Raw genomic sequence first — 17,804 nt, 5'->3', positions numbered from 1 at the left:
CGGATGGACTGAATATAGTCGCCGCGTTTCACAATCGTCAACATCGTTGCGTGAAAAATGATGCGGGGATTACCCTGGCTTCTGCGCTATACGGTGCTTACAGTCGAAAACAATCGCCTCAGGTGCCGAAAAATCTTTCTTTCGTTGTGCAATAATCAACGCCTTATTATATTTTTAGCGAATCGAGCGAATAATTGGTTGCACGATAAGGCAAGGTGTATCATCAGCAGCAACATATTTGCGTCACAGCGCGCTCGTGAGGAAAAAATGGAAGTTCGATCTGTGTCGAAAGCGCTTCGTTTGATGGAAGCGCTCGCCGATGTTGACGGCCCGGTCGGGGTCAGTGAATTGGGTCGGCAACTGGATATGGACAAGGCTTCGGTGTCGCGGATGTTGCGCACGCTTGAAATATCGGGCTTTGTTACGCAGGATCCGGTGACCAAGAGTTATATGCTGGGTCTGACGCTCGTGCATCTTGGTCAGAAGGTTCTGCGCCGAATTAACTTGCGCAACGCCGCACGAGGGTCGCTCGAGTCTCTTGCCGCCCGCTCCGGCGAGTGCGCGCACATTGCAGTTCTGGTTGGCGGTCGCGCCCTTTACATCGATCAAGCGGCACCCTCGCGAGGAGTCAGCATCGATGCCCCAATCGGCACGCTTGCACCGCTGCACTGCACCGCGCTTGGAAAGATCTTGCTCGCATTCCAGCCGGAGGCCGCACGGCAGTCACTCCTTGGAACCCTGCATCTGGAATCGTTCACGCGCCGCACACTCACCGACGCGAGGGCAGTAGGAAGGGATCTGGAGCAGATCGCGTCCCACCGGGTCGCCTACGACGATGAAGAATTCAGCGTAGGCGTGCGTTGTTTGGCCGTTCCGATCTTCAAGCACGATGGGTCAGTCGCGGCGGCAATTGGACTGTCCGGACCGAGCCCGCGTGTCACCGACGAACGCCTGCAAGAGTGGGCAGTCATGTTGCAGGAAGAAGCGCTCTCGATTTCCATACAGCTAGGTTGGGAGGCGCCCAAGGAATTGCGCAAGCGAGTCGAACTGACCGCCGGGGAATAGCTGCGCGACACTTCGCGTGGTTGGGGGTGCTCGTTCCGCATGACGGCAAGGACGTGAGCGTCGGTAAGTTGCTCTGTCCGGCCCTCATCCTCCTCTCGCCGCCAGCACAAACTGCCGAACCTTGTCCTCATCGACAGGATTCCACCACACGCCTCCCACCTTCAGCGAACTCGCGACGATCACCGCATCGACCACCGATAAAATCTCCGCCACGTTGTGCTCCGTGCAACCGCTGCCCACCAGCAACGGCAAACGGGTCGCCGCACGAATCTGCCGCAGATACTCGACGCTGGCCGCATCCCCCGTACGCTGGCCAGTGGCGATAATCGCATCCGCATCGAAAAACTCGACATCGCGCACAAGCTCCTCGAGCGCCCGGTCCGCGACGATCGCATGCGCACCATGCTTCACGTGGGCATCCGCGAACACGCGGATCCCGTCGGCCCGAAGCTGCGCGCGATAGCGCAGCGCCCGCGCCGCCTCCCCCTCGATCAAGCCTTCGTTGGCCACGTACGCATTCGCCCACTGATTGACCCGCACGAATGCCGCGCCGCTGGCAGCCGCAATCGCGAGGGCCGGTATCGACGCATTCGCAAGCACGTTGATGCCGACGGGCAGACCGGTTTCGCGCCCGATCCGGTCCGCCGCCACGGCCATGAACGCGGAGGTCTCGTGGCCGATGTCGTCGGGCTTCGAGAACGGCACGTCGCCGTGATTCTCAACGATGAGGCCGTCTACGCCGCCCTGCGCATAGGCGCGCGCGTCGGCAAGCGCCGCTTCGTAAAGCACCTCGCTCGCTCGCCCGTCGTAGCGCGGCGCGCCAGGAAAGGCAGGGCAATGAATGACGCCGATCACCACGCCGCGCGAGCGCCCGAAAATCCGTTCGAGACTGTCGGTGCGGCCTCGCCCCACTACCTGCTGCGTGCTCATGGAAATTCCCTCTCAACGGGTTCGAATAAACGTGGCCAGCTCGCTCATGAGCTCGCGGCCCGGGAAACTGGCTTGCGTGCCGCGGCGGCTCACCACGTACGCGGCTACGGCCATCGCATCGGGCAGCGCATCGCCGACCGAAAGGCCGCGTGCGAGCGCCGCGGCAAGCATGCCGCACAGCGCATCTCCGGCACCCACTGTGTCGACCGCCGCCACCGCCCGGAGCGTCGGCACATCGACCGGCTCACCGTCGCCATGGCACCAGATGATGCCCTCGGCCCCCAGGGTGACGAGCACGTTTGCCGCGCCGGCGCGCCGCAGCGCCTGCGCCGCGCGATGCGAATCGGTCAGCCCGGACAGCGCCGCCGCTTCGACGCGGTTGACCACCAGCACATCGACGTCGGGTAGCAGCGCACGGCAGTCGTACTGCGCAGGACCGGGGTTCAGCAGTGTCCTGCGCCCGCCCCGCCGGGCGTGCCGCAGGAGCGCGGCGGTCACGGCACGCGACAGATTGCCCTGCAGCACGATCCAGTCGCCCACGCGGCTCGAAGCATCGAGAGCGTCCTCGTCGGGCGCGTAGCGGTTCGCGGCGTCGCTGCGGGTCACGATGGTGTTTTCGCCGCACGCATCGACGGTGACCACCGAAAGGTCGGTCGCGCAGTCGAGCTGCACGACGTAGCGCGTGTCGACGTGTTCGCGCTCGAGCATCGCGATGATCCGCGCGCCCTCCGCGTCGCAGCCGACGGCGGCCAGCAGCGTAACCGCCGCGCCGGCGCGTGCCGCGATCACCGCCTGGTTCGCGCCCTTGCCGCCGAAGTCGAGCGTGCTGTCGAGCGCGAGCGAGGTCTCGCCCGGCTGCGGCAGCGCGGCGACGCGCAACGTCATGTCGATCGCCGCGTTGCCGATCACGCAGACCCCCGCGCCGCCGCGCGCTCCAGTGCCGTTCGTCATGGGCCGCGCGCCGCCCAGTCGTCGAGGATGACGCGGTACAGATCGACCGCGGCATGGATGCGGTCGATGCGGCAGTACTCGTCGGTCTTGTGCGCGAGCTCCGGCTCGCCCGGACCCAGCAGAACGGTGGGCGGCCATGCCGTGGCGGGCTTCAGCACGGCCGCGTCGGTGAAATAGCGCGCCGTGCGCGGGGCGGCCGGCATCTCGTCGAACGGCCGGGCGAGTTCGAGCACGCGCGCGATCCAGTTGTCCGACGGTTCGGAATAGACCGGCGGCAGATCGATGACCGGCGACAGTTCGACCGGCGCGAGGCGACCGTGCAACTCCCTCGCGAGGCAGGCGTGATCGATGCCGGGCACGGTCCGCATATCGATCGTGAACTCGGTGCGGTCGGGAACGGAGTTCACGTTGAGGCCGCCGTGGATCGTGCCGACGTTCAGCGTGGGCGCCCCCATCGCTTCGTGCGCGGGGCCCACGCTGAAATCCCAGAGCTTCGCGAGCGCCTCGGCGGCGACGCGGATCGCGTTGACGCCGCGCTCGGGCATCGCGCCGTGCGCGGTCACGCCGTGCGCCACGCCTCTGAGCCACAGCGCGCCCTTGTGTCCCAGCAGAACGCGGTTGGCGGTTGGCTCGCCGACGATCAGCGCGCCGAGCGGCGGCAGCCACCCGGCGCCCTCGGCACGCAGCGCCTCGGCGCCGTCGCAGCCAGTCTCCTCGCCTCCCGTGAGGATCAGGTGCACGCCCGTCCCGCGCCGCAGCGTATCGAGCGAGCCCGCACACGCGGCGACGAAGGCGGCAATGCCCGCCTTCATGTCGCTCGTGCCGCGCCCGTACAGCCGTCCGCCCGCGATTTCGCCCGCGAACGGATCGTGCTCCCACGCCGCCGCGCCCAGCGGGACCACGTCGAGATGTCCGGTGAAGCCGAGCGGCAGCCCTTCGGCGTCGCCCGCCAGCCGCGCCACCAGGTTCAGGCGCCGGGCGCCGAACGCATGCAGGCTCACGTCGAACCCCAGCCCCCGCAGTACGCCGGCCAGATGGCGGGCGCAGGCTTCCTCGTCGCCGGGCGGATTGACCGACTCGAACGCGACGAGCTCCCGCGTCAGCACGACGGGATCAATGGCGGTCATGAGCGAATCTCGCGTGCCGTGACCGGCTCATTGCGCCGCCTTGTTGCGAGAGCCCGCGGTGTCCGGCGTCAGCCAGTCGAGGCAGTTGCGCCACAGCCGCGCATAGCCTTCCCATGCGGAAAACTCGGGCGGCAGCCAGTGCACGGACATGTCGCTCGTCCAGGCGAGCGTGCGTCCCGCGCCGTACTGACCCGCGGCGAGCAGCGGATGGCCGGTCTCCGGCACCGTCGCGATCAGCGTGGCATCGGGCTTGATTTCCACTTCGTTGTAGCCGAGCAGATGCGGCCAGTGGGCGCCGAGCCCTTCGATCACGGGGTGCTGCGCCACGATCTCGGGCGTGAAGCCTTCGGGCACCTCGACGCGGTCGTCCCACGGCAGACAGCGCACGGGCAGCACCGCTTCGACAGGGGTATTGCGAAACCGCGCGCTGCCGTTGATGCCCTGGAAACTCAGGTAGCCGCCGATCATCATGAGCCCGCCGCCGGCCTGCACGTAGTCGCGCAGGAGCTTCAGGCGGTTCGGCGTGCGCCGGCTCTGCGCCCACGTGTCCGGATGCAGCAGCAGCGTGTTCGCGCCGATATCGGACAGGATGATCGCGTCATAGGCCTGCAGTCCTTCGAGTGTCGACGGAAACAGCGTCTGCGCGTCGTGGCTCGGCATATGCGTGACCGCGTAGCCGGAATCCTCGAAGAGTGCGAGGAACTGCTGCGAGCCCGTGTGATACGTCACTGAGGCGAACTGATCGAAGCCTTTGACGTGAGTTGCCGTGCTGGTCCAGGATTCGCCGGCGAGCAGGACGGTTTTCTTCATTCGCATCTCCTTTGGACGCAGGCCCGCGGCGCGTTTGCCGTCGGCACCTGCGTGATTGCATCTCGATGAATGGCGCGGGTGCGCCGTCAACCCCGGCGTCGCGTCAACCTGGACGGTCGCGCGAAAACACCCGGGCGGGATTCGTCACGAGCAGCGTTTCGATCTGCGCGTCGGTTACGCCGTGGCGCCGCAGCCGTGGCACGAAGTGCTCGAGGAGGTAGCCATAGCCGTAGCCGCCGTAGCGCGTGAGCATCATCTTGAGGAACACGTCCTGCGACAGCAGCAGGCGGCCGATGAAGCCGGCGTCGATCAGCGCGCGGATGGCGCGCGCGTTCTCTTCGTCGGAAGGCGACTGCGCATCTTCGTCCGCGTAGTAGTAGTCCATGCCGATCATGTCGTACTCGAGCCATGCCCCGCGCCGCGCTAGCGCGTGCTGATAGGCCACGTCCGCATGGCTCGGGTTCATGTGGCACAGCACCGTATGCGAGAGGTCGGCGCCTTCCCGCTCCACGATGTCGAGCACACGGTGCCCGTGCCGCACCCAGCCCGGCAGATGCACGGACAACGGCACCCGCGTCGCCGCGCTCGCGCGCGCGGCCGCGCGCAGCGACTTCTCCTCCTCGGCCGTGAACGCCGCCGAAACGCCGATCTCGCCGATCAGCCCGGCGATCACCTCGGGCTTCTGCCCGGCCCCGCCCACTTCGTAGATCAATTGCTCCGCAAGCGCGTCGGCGTCCCGCTCGCGCACCCAGGCCGGATGCGACGGCTCCAGATAGAAGCCGGTCGACATTACGATGTTCAGGCCCGTGCGGCGCGCGATGCGCTGCAGCGCGAGCGGATCGCGGCCGATGCCGAGATTGGTGGGATCGACCACCGTCTGCCCGCCCAGATCGCGGAATTTCATCAACTCCTCGGCGGCGAGGTCGGCGTCGAACAACTGGCAGTTGTCGCGGTTCATCAGCGGATTCATGCGCAACGCGCCGAGAATCCCGATATGCACCTTCTGCTCGCCGATATGCCGCTGGCTGCAGCACGCGGGCGCGACCCACTTGCCCGAGGCGTCGATCAGGATGTGCTCGTGCATCAGCGTGACGCCCATCTGCGCGACGGGAATGGGGCCCAGCACCGTCATCACCTGGCCGCTGTCGACACCCACCGGCAGCGGATCGACGTGCCCGAACGAAAGTTTCGATCGCGTCATCGCTCAGCCCTTGCGCCGGCGCTGCGGCGAGAAAATGCGCGTGTTCATCCAGATCGCGAACAGCATGATCGCCCCCTGGATGATCTGCGTGTAGAACGGCGAAACGTGCACGAGAATCAACCCGTTGCCGAGCACGGCGATCGTGAGCGCGCCGAGCAGCGTGCCGAGTATGGTGCCGCGCCCGCCGAACAGGTTCGTACTCCCCAGCACGACCGCCGCGATCACCGCGAGCTCGAAGCCCACGCCCTGGTTCGACGACCCGCTGCCAAGGCGTGCCGTCGTGATGAGGCCGGCCAGCCCCGCCGAGGCGCCGCTCAATACGTACACTTTGACGATCACGCGGCGCACGTCCACCCCCGCGCGGCGCACGCCTTCCGCGTTGGTGCCGATGCCGGTGATGTAGCGCCCGAAGCGCGTGTGACGCAGCACGGCCCAGCCGGCCACCAGCGTCGCGACCGCAATCACCGCGGGCAGCGGGAGGCCCAGCAGCCATTCGCGGCCCAGATCGACGAACCAGCCGTTGCTGTCCACGGGCACCGAATAGCCTTGGGTGATCAGCAGCGCCGCGCCGCGCACGATCGACAGCGTGCCGAGCGTCACGATGAACGCGGGCATGCCGGCGATCGCGATGAAGTAGCCGTTGACGAGGCCGATCAGCCCGCCGAGCACGAGGCCGCCGATCAGCACGAGCGTATCGGGCACGCCGGCATGCAGCGCGATCGCCGCGAGCGCGCCGACGAAGGCGAGCGTCGAACCGACCGACAGATCGATGCCGGCCGTCGTGATCACGAGCGTCATCGTGGTCGCGACGATCAGGAGCGGCGCGCTCTGGCGCAGCACGTTCAGCAGGTTGCCCGCCGTGAGAAAGGTGTCGGTCGACAGCGTGAACGCGACGAGGCAGACGAGGAAGAAGGCCGCGATGCTGGCGACGCCCGCATGCCGGCCCAACTGGCGCGCGAGCCGGGACTGCCGCGGCGCGGCCGGCGTGGGAGAAGAGTGGGACACGGTGATACCCATGGTCAGTGCTCCGCCAGAGGGCGCGCGGAGCGCGCGGTGAACTTGTGGCCGACGATCAGATCGACGATTTCCTGCAGGTTCGTTTCGCCGATCGGGCGGTCCGCGACGGCCTCGCCCTCGTACATCACCGCAATGCGGTCGCACACGAGAAACAGGTCCTGCAGCCGGTGGCTGATCAGGATCACGCTGACGCCGCGCGCGCTGACCGTGCGCACGAGATCGAGCACGGCCTCGACTTCGGCAACGGCCAGTGCGGCGGTCGGCTCGTCCATGATGAGCACCTTCGGATCGAACGACACGGCGCGCGAGATCGCGATCGCCTGGCGCTGGCCGCCCGAGAGGTTCTCCACATCGAGCCGGGTGTCGGGAATACGGATGCCGAGACCGTCGAGCATTTCGCGCGCGTCGCGATGCATCTTCGCGTGATCGAGCACCGGAACGCCGCAGATGCGGCGCATCGGTTCGCGGCCGAGGAACAGGTTGCCGGCCACGTCGACGGTGTCGCACAGCGAGAGATCCTGATAGACCATCTCGATGCGATGGGCGCGCGCGTCGCCCGGATCGTTGAAGTGGACCGCCTGGCCGTCGATCTCGATCGAGCCGCTGTCCGGAACCACGGCGCCCGAGAGCACCTTGGAGAGCGTGGACTTGCCGGCGCCGTTGTCGCCGACGAGCCCCAGCACCTCGCCGGGCGCGACGTCCAGATTGACGCCGCGCAGCGACTGGATCGCTCCGTACTGCTTGGCAATATTGCGCATGCGGACGCGCTGCGGCGCCGCCGTGCCTGCATCGTTCATCTCGCTTCCTCCACGCCACGCGCCCCGCAACGGGGCGCCTCGTCCGGTTACTTGAACACGCTGCGGTACTTGTCGACATTGGCCTTCGTGACGATCGTCACCGGTACCGAAATGGTCTTCTCCACCGGTTGCTTCGCAATCAGCTTCAGCGCCGCATTGACGGCTGCCTTGCCCTCGCCTTCGGGGTCCTGCTGGACGACCGCGGTGACGAAGCCCTGATCGATGCCCTTGATCGCCTGGGCGCTCAGATCCCAGCCGACGATCTTCACATGGTCGGCCACGCCCTGGGCCGACACCGCCGCAACCAGACCGATCAGCGCGGGTTCGCCGGTCGCGTAGAGAATCTGGACGCCGGGGTTGCCGGAGATCAGGTTCTCGGCCGCGGTCTGCGCCTGGTCCTGCACGTTCTGGCCGTCGACGGTGGCAACGATCTTCGCATCGGGAGCGGCGGCGAGACCCGCCTTGAAGCCGTCTAGACGCACGTTCTGGATGTACGAATTCAGCGCACCCACCACGCCTACCTGGGCCTTGCCGCCGAGCGACTTCTTGATGAGGTTCGCGGTGTAGGTGCCGATGTCGATACCCACCTTGCGGTTGTCCACGCCCACCTGCACATCGTTGTCGCCGTTGACGATCGCGTCGATCGTCACGACCGGGATGCCGGCTTTCTTCGCCTCCGTGATCGCGGGCTTGATGCCGTTCACGTCGATCGCGACGACGAGAATCGCGTCCACCTTCTGCTGGATGTACGTTTCGATCGCGTTGTTCTGCGCGTTCGGATCGTTGTTGGAGTTGAAGATCGCGAGGTCGGCGCCGGCCGCCTTCGCCGCCTTCTGCGCGCCATCGTCCATCTGCGTGAAGAACAGCGCCTCCTGGTTGATCTGGACGAGGGCGATCTTTTTCTTGCCGGCCGCGTGCGCGGCGCCCGTTGCCCCCAGCAGCGAGACGGCGCTCGCGAGAACGACGGTAGTGAGGATCCGGCTAAACTTCCTGGCTGTGCTCATCAACTTCCCCTTCATGGCAGGCCGAAGGCGCGGAACCGCCGCCCCTGCGGCCGTCCCGGCTTCAGTTGGTGAAACTTCAGCAGGCGCAGTCGATCGCGCGCCCGAGGCTGGCAAATGACGCCGTCAAACCGGATGCTTGTAAACCGGTTTACTGAACACTACTGCCGACAGCCGGACGCTGTCAACCGCATCAAAAATAAATTTTTGGCGATCCGCTCAGCGCTCGCGCGGCGGCGCGACGGAAGCGCGTTCGATCAGCCGCACGGGGAGCCGCTCGACGGTGGCGGGGGTGTCGCCCGCGAGGCGGGCAACCAGCATGCCGACCGCCTTGCGCCCGAGATCGCGGGCGGACTGGCGCAGGGTGGAGATTGGCGGCATCAGGAGGCTCGCGAACTCCATGTCGTCGAAGCCGACGATCGACATATCGGCAGGCACGCCGATCGCGCGCTCGCGCAAGGTTTCGAGCATGCCGACGACGAGGTAGTCGCTCGCCGCGAAGACCGCCGTAGGCGGCGAAGGCAGTTCGAGCAGCCCAGCCAGCGCCGAGGCCCCGAACTGCCGGTCGTACGAGCCGAAGCGCACGAGTGCCTCGTCGAACGGGACGCCGGCCTCCGCCAGCGCGCGCCGGTAGCCCTCGCAGCGTTCCTGCACCGTGAAAAGCCCGCGTGGGCCGCTCACGTGGCCGATGCGCCGATGCCCTGCGTCCAGCAGATGTTGCGTCGCGAGATAGCCGCCCTGGACGTTGTCGACGAAAACCTTCGGCACGTCGGCGCCGGCGATGTCTTCGTCGATGATGACGATATTGCCGCGCGTGCCGATCAGGTTGCGCAGCGAGCCGTCGTCGGGACGGTTGGAGACGAGGATCAGGCCGTCGAGATGCTGCGTGTCGAGCCAGCCGACATACAGCGACTCGCGCTCCAGTTGATTGCGCGTGATGCACAGCGAAAGCCCGTAGCCGCATTCCGACGCGGCCAGCTCCACTTCGTCCGCGATTTCAGCGAAGAACGGGTTGGCGACATCGGGCATCGCGAGCCCGATCGTTTCGCTGCTGCCAAGGCTCAGGCGCCGCGCGAGGCTGTTCTGGCGGTAGTTGAGCGCGACGATCGCCGCGTCGATGCGTTCGGCGGTCTCGGGCGGAAGGGTAAGACTGCCGTTCAGATAGCGGGAAACGGTGGCTTTCGACACCTTCGCGTGTTCGGCGACATCGCGGATCGTGGACACTTTGGGCACTGCAGGATTCCGGAGCGGAAAACGCCAGTGTAGCGCGGGTGTCTCGTGATCTCCGGGCGTACGCGGTTCTGACCGGTATCGCCGAAGGCGTCGCCGGATGTCATGGCTAGTCCTGCATCCTTATGCGGGAAAGGTATGCTCGGGCGCAGGGAATGCGCCGCTCTTCACTTCGTCGACGTAAGAAGCGATCGCTTCGTCGATCGAATTGCGCGCTTCCATGAAATTCTTGACGAACTTCGCCTTGCGCCCCGGAAACACGCCAATCGCATCGTATAACACCAGTACCTGCCCGGAACAGCCCGGCCCCGCGCCAATGCCGATAGTGGGAATCGCAACGCGTTGCGTCACGTCGTCAGCAAGCGCAGCGGGAATCGCTTCCATCACGAGCAGCGCGCAACCCGCGGCTTCCAACGCCAACGCGTCCTCGATAAGTTGCCGCGCCGCACCGTCCGTCTTTCCCTGCACGCGAAATCCGCCGAGCGCATGGACGGACTGCGGCGTGAGACCGATATGCGCGCAGACGGGAATACCGCGCTCGACCAGAAAAGCGACCGTCGGCGCGAGCCATGCCCCGCCCTCCAGCTTCACCATATGCGCGCCGGCCTGCATCAGCCGGGCCGCGTTGCGAAATGCGTCGTCGGGGGTTGCGTAGGACGAGAACGGCAGATCCGCAACGACGAACGTACTGCGAATGCCGCGCGCCACGCATTCCGTGTGGTAAATCATCTGCTCCACCGTCACCGGCAGCGTGGTGGCGTGGCCCTGGCAGACATTGCCGAGCGAATCGCCGACCAGTATCGCGTCAACGTTGCAGCGGTCCAGCATCGCGGCGAAACTCGCGTCGTAGCACGTCAGCATCGCAATTTTTTCGCCGTTTTCCCGCATGCTTTGCAGCACGGAAATCGTCATGCGCTTGCGAACGGGTTCTTGAAGATAAGTCATATAGATCGTGCCGAAAGTCATGAAAGAAAGCGTCGATGTCAGCGCTGCCAAACCGGCGAGCGCTTCTCGGCAAACGCCGCGATGCCCTCCTTCGCGTCATGGCTTGCCCATAGCGAATCAACCGCCGGGTGCTGCCATAACGAAGGATCGGCCGTACCTGCGCGCTTCATGCCGTCCATAACCACGCGTTTGGTCGTTTCGACGGCGAGCGGCGAATTTTTCAGCATGGCTCGCGCGTAGTTCAACGCGGCGTCCATCAGACCTTCGCGCGGAACGACCTCGTTGACGAGGCCAAAGCGCAACGCCGTGGCGGCGTCGATCGATTCGCCCGTGAGCAGCATCTGCATCGCGAATTTGTAAGGAATATGCTGCGCGAGGCGTTGTATGCCGCCTTCGATCGCAGCCAGCCCGACGCGCGGCTCGGGCAGCGCGAATCGCGCCGACTCCACCGCCACGGCGATGTCGCACGCAAGCAGTATCTCGACGCCACCGCCGAGCGCCAAGCCGTTGACCGCCGCGATAACAGGCTTCTGTAACGAGAAGCGGCGGCTCAATCCCGCGAAGCCGGTGACCGGTTTGCTCGCCGGATCGAGATCGTCCTTGATATCGCTGCCCGCGCAGAATGCCTGCGTGCCGCTGCCCGTGACGATCGCGACGCGCAAAGCGCCGTCTGCCTCGAAGCGGTCGAATTCGGCCGCAAGCGCGTGATGCGTTTCGACGTCGAGCGCATTGCGAACGGCGGGCCGGTGGATCGTCAGGATCAGTACCTGGCCTTGTATGTCGCGCTGAATGGAAGAATGCGTCATGTATTCGAAAATGCGGGTTCGTAGACAAACAGGCCGCTATCCATGACGATTACGCCGCGCTCCGGTGCGCGCACGCGAAAGCGCGCGTCGCCTTCGCCTTCGCGCCACACGTCGACACACAGCCGTTCGCCCGGAAAGACGGGCGACGTCAAGCGGGTCTTGATACGCCGAACGGTCCCCGTATCGTCGGGAAACAGGCAGCGCATCAGCGCATAGGTCGCCATGCCGAAGGTGCACAAACCGTGCAGGATCGGCCGATCCAATCCAACCGAGCGCGCCACCGCTGCATCGACATGCAAAGGGTTGTCGTCGCCGCACAGGCGGTAGATCAGTGCTGCGCGCTCGTCCACGTGCAGCGTCAATTCGTCGTCCGGGCTGCGTGACGGCATCGTATCGAGTTGGCGCGGAAGCGGCGGCGGGCCGCCGAAACCGCCTTCGCCACGGCAAAACTCCGTACACCGAAGGGAAGCGATCGGCGCGTCGCTATCGGCATCGACGAGCTCTCGGCACGTGATCATCACCGCACCGCGCCCCGGCCCGCGATCGTAGACCTCCTCCACGCGATTCCGCCCGATCACCGTTCCGCTACTCGCCAACGGCCGATGCAGCACGACATCCTGCTCGACATGCAGAACCGCGCGCCAATCGATGCCGCTTGCCGGATCCCGCAGCCAGAAGCCGGGGTAGCCAAGCACGACAGCCATGGCGGGGATCGCGCGCAGCGCTTCCTCATACACGTAGCGCAAGGCGGCCGAATCCGGCGCATCGCAACCCCGCCCCGCGCCCACGCCGAGCGCGTACAGAATCGTGTCGCGCGGAGTGTAGTGCTGACGGACGTCCGTGAACGGCCATGCTTTCAGCGTCGCATAATCGATCGGCATGTCGAATGTGTCTTTTAGCGGTTGACGTGAACCGGCGCATGCGCCGGCAGAGCGGCATCCTCGTCTTCGTTGTGCTGAACGTGGCCATCCACTCTCTCAATCGAATCCTTGTATGTTTCGCGCGCCGACGCGACGGCGATCACCGACAGCACGCCGCCCGCCATGATGTACAGCGAGAGCGGCCACGATGCGCCCGCCCAGGCGAACAGGCCCGCCGCGATAAACGGCACCGGCCCGCTCGACGTCAGGCCACCCACCTGATAGCCGAACGCCGAGCCGGTATAGCGCAGGCGCGTTTCGAACTGCTCGGGCATGAAGCTCGCAATCGGGCTATAGGTGCTGGCATGGAGGATCGGCAGCGCCAGCATCAATGCGAGAAACACGCACGCGGTATTGCCGGTATCGAGCAACCAGAAAAACGGGAACGCCCCCAGCACGATGCCAATGGAACCGGCAAGCAGCACCGGGCGACGCCCGAAGCGGTCCGCGCACATCGCAAACATCGGGATCGTGAAAATCTGCACGAAAGACGCTGCACAGATCGCGCCGAGCAGCACTTCACGCTTGATGCCCACGCTTTGCGTGCCGTAGCTCAGGATAAACACCGTCGCGAGATAGAACAGAATGTTCGGCGCGGCGATGGCGAAGACCGTCTTCAGCACGGCGGGAAACGCCTTCGTCAGCACTTCGCCGGCGGGAAAGCGTGCTTCCTGCTTGCGCTCCTTCACCTGCTCGAAGGCCGGTGTTTCCTGGATCTTCAAACGAATCCACAAGCCCAGCAACACCAGAATCGCGCTGCCCACGAACGGCGCACGCCAGCCCCAGCTCATCATCTGATCGGGCGGCAGCTTCTGCACGAGATAGAACGACGCGGTCGCGAGCACCAGTCCGGCTGGAATGCCGCACTGCGGCCAACTGCCGTAGAAGGCGCGCTTGCCCGACGGCGCGTGCTCGACGGCCATCAACACCGCGCCGCTCCATTCGCCGCCGATCGCAATGCCCTGCATCAGACGGAAGAACACCAGCAGGCACGGCGCCCACAACCCCACTTGCGCATAAGTCGGCAAAAGACCGACCGCCGCCGTGGAGACGCCCACGATCGAAAGGCTCAACACCAACATGGTCTTGCGCCCGATGCGATCGCCGAAGTGACCGAACACCATGCCGCCGAGCGGCCGTGCAACGAACGCCGCGCCGAACGCCGCGAACGACGCGAGCGTACCCGTTACCGGCGTCAGGTTCGGAAAGAAGATCTTGTTGAATACGAGCGCCGCCGCCGTGCCGAATAGAAAGAAGTCGAAATACTCGATGAGTGTGCCGATAAAGCTGGCGCCCGCGACCTTCATCATGCCGGCGCGCCCCAAAAGCTTGCGTGTCTGGTCCATCTCTGTCTCCGTTTTATGTTGCGAACGGCACACGCGTAGCCGCGTGCCGGGCGCCCTTGTCAACCTGTCATATCGAGCTTGAACAGCTTCGCTTGCATCTACTTGACCAGCAGCCCGCCATCGACAACGATGGCCGCACCGTGGATGAATTCCGCGCCCGGTCCGCTCAGAAAGAGCGACACGTACGCGATGTCCGCGGCACGGCCAAGCCGGCCCGCCGGGACGCGTTTCAAGGTCTTGACGAGCGCCGAGTCCTCGTCTTCGAGCACGTTGCGCGTCATCGCCGTTTCGATCATGCCGGGGCACACCGCGTTGGCGCGAATGCCGCGCCGTCCGTAGTCGGCGGCAAGCTGGCGCGTATAGCCAATCACCGCGTGCTTGCTCGACGTGTAGGCGGCTCCGCCACCGCCCGCCTTGAAGGCCGCGACCGAGGCCATGTTCACGACGATTCCCGCGCCGCGTTCCAGCATGCCGGGCAGCAACGCGTTGGTGAGCCGCATCATGCCTTTCACGTTGATGTCGAACACGCGGTCCCATAGCGCTTCGGGCGTATCGAGCGTGCGCGCCCAACCGTCGAGACAACCGGCCGTGTTGCACAGAATGTCGATCGCGCCGAATGCGTTGAGACCTTGCGCGACGGCGTGCGTAATCTGCTGCGTATCGGTAAGGTCGGTGCGCACGCATAGCAGCGCATCGCGCGCGGGGCACGCTTCCTTTAGGCTGCCGAGGCCGTCGGCGTCGATATCCACGGCGACCACGCGCGCCCCCGCCGCGACGAACAACTCGACCTGCGCACGACCAATGCCCGATGCTGCACCGCTCACGAGCGCCACCTTGCCGCGCATGTCGACGAGCGAGGCAGGCGATTGACGGAACGAGCCGCTCATGCCGGCGACTCCGCGCGCCGTCCGGTCCAGCGCACCGGCTGCACGGCGAGCCGCCCTTCGCGCACTTGCACGGACAATTCGCGCTTGAGGATCTTGCCGCTCGCCGTCATCGGAAATTGCTCGACGCTGACAAAGTATTCCGGCATGTCGTACTTCGAAAGGCCTGCGTCGAACAGATGTTCCAGCATCTCGTAAGCATCCACCGTCGCGCCCGGCACGCCGATGATGCCGAGACATACTTTTTCGCCAAGGCGTTCGTCGACGACCGGAAACGCGGCAACCTTCACCACCATTTCATGCGTCAGCGCGAGACCTTCTATTTCGGCCGGATAGATATTGTGGCCGCCACGAATAATCAGATCCTTCGAACGTCCTGCGATCTGCAGATTGCCTTGTTCGTTGAAGCGCCCCAGGTCGCCGCTCATGAACCACCCCTGCGCATTGAACGACGCCTGGGTGGCCGCATGGTTACCGAAGTAGCCGAGCATCAGCGACGCGCCGCGTCCGCCTATCTCGCCGATTTCGCCAGGCGCGGCTTCGACGTCGCGGTCGTCGGTACGGAATACGCGCAGCTCGTAGCAAGGATTGCCGCGTCCGCACGTCTGGCCGACCGTCTCGATCATCGTATCGAGATCGTCGGTGGGCAACGTCGTGGTATGCGAGCCGTTTTCGGTCATGCCGTAGGTATTCTGTGGCGTGATCCCGCGCTCCACGAGCCGGCGCGCCAGTTCGGCAGGGATCGCCGCGCCGGACATATAGAACGTCTTCACGTTGCCGAGTTTGTCGAGTTTGCGCGATTCCATTTCTCGCAGGATGTCGATCGCATGCGTAGGCACGCCCATCACATAATCGGCTTCGCACGCGACGATGCGATCGAACGGCTTCTCGCCTTTCGAAAGATCGTTGACGACCAGCTCGCAGCCCGTCACCAGCGTTTGTTCGAGGCCGATGGTCGCGAGATGGTGGCTCAACGGCCCCAGGCAATAGATGACGAGGTCGCGCGTATGCGTCCAATCGTCAACCATCGCGCGGCCGTTGGCGAGCAGCGTGTTGTCGCTGTGCATCAATGCTTTCGGCGCACCGGTAGTGCCCGAGGTGAATGCGAGATACGTCACCTTGTCCGGGTTGTCATTGATCGGGCGTGCGGAGAAATCGGGCGGCAGTGCCGGAAATGCATGGCTATCCCGCGCTTGCGCTTGATTCGCCAACGCGTACACGCGCTTCATGCTCGCAAGCGACCCGAGCAGAGCGAAAATGTTCTTCACGTCCGAGTCCGAGCCATAACCGGGCAAGCCGACGAATGCCGATACCGCGCACCGTTCGAGCAGCGTCATGACTTCATCGACAGTATGGTTCTGATGCAGCGATAGCGTGCACACAAAGCCTTCGCGCGAGCAAGCCAGCAGCAGTACCGCGGATTCCACACGATTCGGCAGCCATGCGGCGACGCGATCGCCGGTACGCAGGCCCGCGTCGTGCAGTTCGGCGCCAAGCGCGTCGGCCCAGCACACCAGGTCCTTCCAGGTCAGGCGGAGATGCGCATCGCGCAACGCGAAGCGGCCAGGATAATCGCGCGCATGGCGGCGCGCAATCGTATACAACGTGTCGTCGCGCCATTGCCCGTTTGCGTAAAATTCACGCGCGAGCGCTGGATCATGCAAGGTCAGCAAATTGGAACGCATTCATGTCTCCGTGTTCTGGTTCGTTCGTCGCGTATCGACACTTAGCGGTCCATTTTCACCACGACCTTGCCGCGCACCAGCCCGTCGCGCACCAGACGCATGGCCTCCGCCGCTTCATCGAAGGCGAACGCGCGCATCACCACCGGCCGCACGTGACCTTCGCGCCACAGCCGAAACAGATCTTCCTGCGCGGCCTTCACTTTCTCCGGCGTGCGATCGCGGTAGTCGCTCCATTGCAGCCCTGCTACGGCGATGTTCTTCAGCAGCAGATAATTCACCTTCTGCGAGGGAATCTCGCCCGCCGCAAAACCAATCACGACGACGCGCCCGCACCACGCCGTGGTGCGTAATGCGCCCGCAAAGAAGTCGCCGCCGAGCGGATCGAGCACGACGTCCGCGCCGTGGCCGCCCGTCACCGCGTGAACCTGCTCGCGCACGCTTTCGCGCAGATTGCCGCCGGACAGATCGATCACGTAACGCGCGCCCGATTCGCGCACCACCTTCGCTTCCGCGTCGTTGCGCACGGCGGCGATCACGGTCGCGCCGTGGCCCACCGCGATCTGCACGGCGGCCAGACCCACGCCGCCCGAGGCTCCGCCGATCAGCACAGTTTCGCCCGGCTTGTACTGTCCGCGCTCCATCAGCGCGAACCACGCGGTCTGATACACGAGCCCCATTGCGGCGGCTTCCTCGAAACTCATTCCGTCCGGAATCCGAAACGATTGCGACGGCGTGGTGATGGCTTCGTGTGCGAGCGCGCCGTACTCGATCTGCGACATGATGCGATCGCCGGGCGCATACCCAGTCACGCCCTCGCCCACTTCGCGCACCACGCCGGCGAAATCCTTGCCCGGCGTGAAAGGCCGCGCAGGCAACAGTTGATACGCGCCCGACACGACGAGCACATCCGGAAAGTTGATGCCGGCGGCATGAACATCGACAGCTATCTGCCCCGCTTCCGGCTTCACGCCGGGAATATCCTCGATCAGCATCGAAGACGGATCGCCATGCTCATGCACTCGATAGCTACGCATATCTGTTTGGCCTTTTACATCCATAAAATAAGCATTCCGAAACATAAAGAATTGA

At 65.1% G+C, this 17,804-nt stretch carries 17 protein-coding genes; 1 reads left to right on the top strand and 16 read right to left on the bottom strand.

Translation table 11 applies throughout. The annotated features are described in order from the left end of the window. Positions 1–267: 267 nt before the first annotated feature. Positions 268–1,065 (top strand): IclR family transcriptional regulator, encoded by a 798-nt coding sequence (locus tag WJ542_RS11650; RefSeq protein ID WP_411189438.1) that lies wholly within the window; start codon positions 268–270, stop codon positions 1,063–1,065. An 84-nt stretch (positions 1,066–1,149) separates the two neighbouring features. Here WJ542_RS11650 and WJ542_RS11645 read toward each other — a convergent pair whose 3' ends face one another. The 16 genes from WJ542_RS11645 to WJ542_RS11570 all read right to left on the bottom strand — a co-directional run bounded on the left by WJ542_RS11645 (position 1,150) and on the right by WJ542_RS11570 (position 17,749). After that, complete coding sequence (locus tag WJ542_RS11645) at positions 1,150–1,995, bottom strand: BtpA/SgcQ family protein (protein WP_411189437.1); 846 nt, start codon at positions 1,993–1,995, stop codon at positions 1,150–1,152. 12 nt (positions 1,996–2,007) lie between these two features. Beyond that, entirely contained in the window at positions 2,008–2,946 is a 939-nt protein-coding gene (locus WJ542_RS11640; RefSeq protein ID WP_411189436.1) for a ribokinase, read from the bottom strand. Beyond that, complete coding sequence (locus tag WJ542_RS11635; RefSeq protein WP_411189435.1) at positions 2,943–4,073, bottom strand: M20 family metallopeptidase; 1,131 nt, start codon at positions 4,071–4,073, stop codon at positions 2,943–2,945. The genes WJ542_RS11640 and WJ542_RS11635 overlap by 4 nt, the downstream gene beginning before the upstream one ends. Before the next feature lie 27 nt (positions 4,074–4,100). Continuing rightward, the gene (locus WJ542_RS11630; RefSeq protein ID WP_411189434.1) at positions 4,101–4,883 is read right to left on the bottom strand and encodes a glutamine amidotransferase; all 783 of its coding nucleotides are present in this window, start codon (positions 4,881–4,883) and stop codon (positions 4,101–4,103) included. Between the two features lie 103 nt (positions 4,884–4,986). Continuing rightward, entirely contained in the window at positions 4,987–6,084 is a 1,098-nt protein-coding gene (locus tag WJ542_RS11625) for a phosphotriesterase family protein (RefSeq protein WP_411189433.1), read from the bottom strand. Positions 6,085–6,087: 3 nt separating this feature from the next. Then, entirely contained in the window at positions 6,088–7,101 is a 1,014-nt protein-coding gene (locus WJ542_RS11620) for an ABC transporter permease (protein ID WP_411189432.1), read from the bottom strand. 2 nt (positions 7,102–7,103) lie between these two features. Continuing rightward, on the bottom strand, positions 7,104–7,898 hold the full coding sequence (locus tag WJ542_RS11615; RefSeq protein ID WP_411189431.1) for an ATP-binding cassette domain-containing protein: 795 nt from the start codon (positions 7,896–7,898) through the stop codon (positions 7,104–7,106). A 47-nt stretch (positions 7,899–7,945) separates the two neighbouring features. Beyond that, complete coding sequence (locus tag WJ542_RS11610; protein WP_411189430.1) at positions 7,946–8,902, bottom strand: substrate-binding domain-containing protein; 957 nt, start codon at positions 8,900–8,902, stop codon at positions 7,946–7,948. Between the two features lie 216 nt (positions 8,903–9,118). Continuing rightward, positions 9,119–10,132, bottom strand: coding sequence for a LacI family DNA-binding transcriptional regulator (locus tag WJ542_RS11605; protein ID WP_027796057.1), 1,014 nt, complete (start codon positions 10,130–10,132; stop codon positions 9,119–9,121). Between the two features lie 120 nt (positions 10,133–10,252). Next, a complete protein-coding gene (panB, locus tag WJ542_RS11600; protein ID WP_411189429.1) occupies positions 10,253–11,074 on the bottom strand; it encodes a 3-methyl-2-oxobutanoate hydroxymethyltransferase in 822 nt (273 codons plus the stop codon). Between the two features lie 38 nt (positions 11,075–11,112). Next, positions 11,113–11,880 (bottom strand): enoyl-CoA hydratase-related protein, encoded by a 768-nt coding sequence (locus WJ542_RS11595; RefSeq protein WP_411189428.1) that lies wholly within the window; start codon positions 11,878–11,880, stop codon positions 11,113–11,115. Further along, entirely contained in the window at positions 11,877–12,761 is an 885-nt protein-coding gene (locus WJ542_RS11590; protein ID WP_411189427.1) for a MaoC/PaaZ C-terminal domain-containing protein, read from the bottom strand. Before WJ542_RS11590 ends, WJ542_RS11595 begins: the two co-directional genes overlap by 4 nt. Positions 12,762–12,775: 14 nt before the next feature. Then, entirely contained in the window at positions 12,776–14,146 is a 1,371-nt protein-coding gene (locus tag WJ542_RS11585; RefSeq protein ID WP_411189426.1) for an MFS transporter, read from the bottom strand. A 98-nt stretch (positions 14,147–14,244) separates the two neighbouring features. Further along, on the bottom strand, positions 14,245–15,033 hold the full coding sequence (locus WJ542_RS11580; protein ID WP_411189425.1) for an SDR family NAD(P)-dependent oxidoreductase: 789 nt from the start codon (positions 15,031–15,033) through the stop codon (positions 14,245–14,247). Continuing rightward, a complete protein-coding gene (locus WJ542_RS11575; protein ID WP_411189424.1) occupies positions 15,030–16,715 on the bottom strand; it encodes a class I adenylate-forming enzyme family protein in 1,686 nt (561 codons plus the stop codon). The genes WJ542_RS11580 and WJ542_RS11575 overlap by 4 nt, the downstream gene beginning before the upstream one ends. 41 nt (positions 16,716–16,756) lie before the next feature. Continuing rightward, positions 16,757–17,749, bottom strand: a complete 993-nt coding sequence (locus WJ542_RS11570; protein WP_411189423.1) for an NADPH:quinone oxidoreductase family protein — start codon at positions 17,747–17,749, stop codon at positions 16,757–16,759. Positions 17,750–17,804 lie beyond the last annotated feature (55 nt).

The organism is Paraburkholderia yinzeri, from assembly GCF_046581065.1.
GTDB lineage: Bacteria > Pseudomonadota > Gammaproteobacteria > Burkholderiales > Burkholderiaceae > Paraburkholderia.
This window is presented reverse-complemented; position numbering and strand designations above follow the sequence as displayed.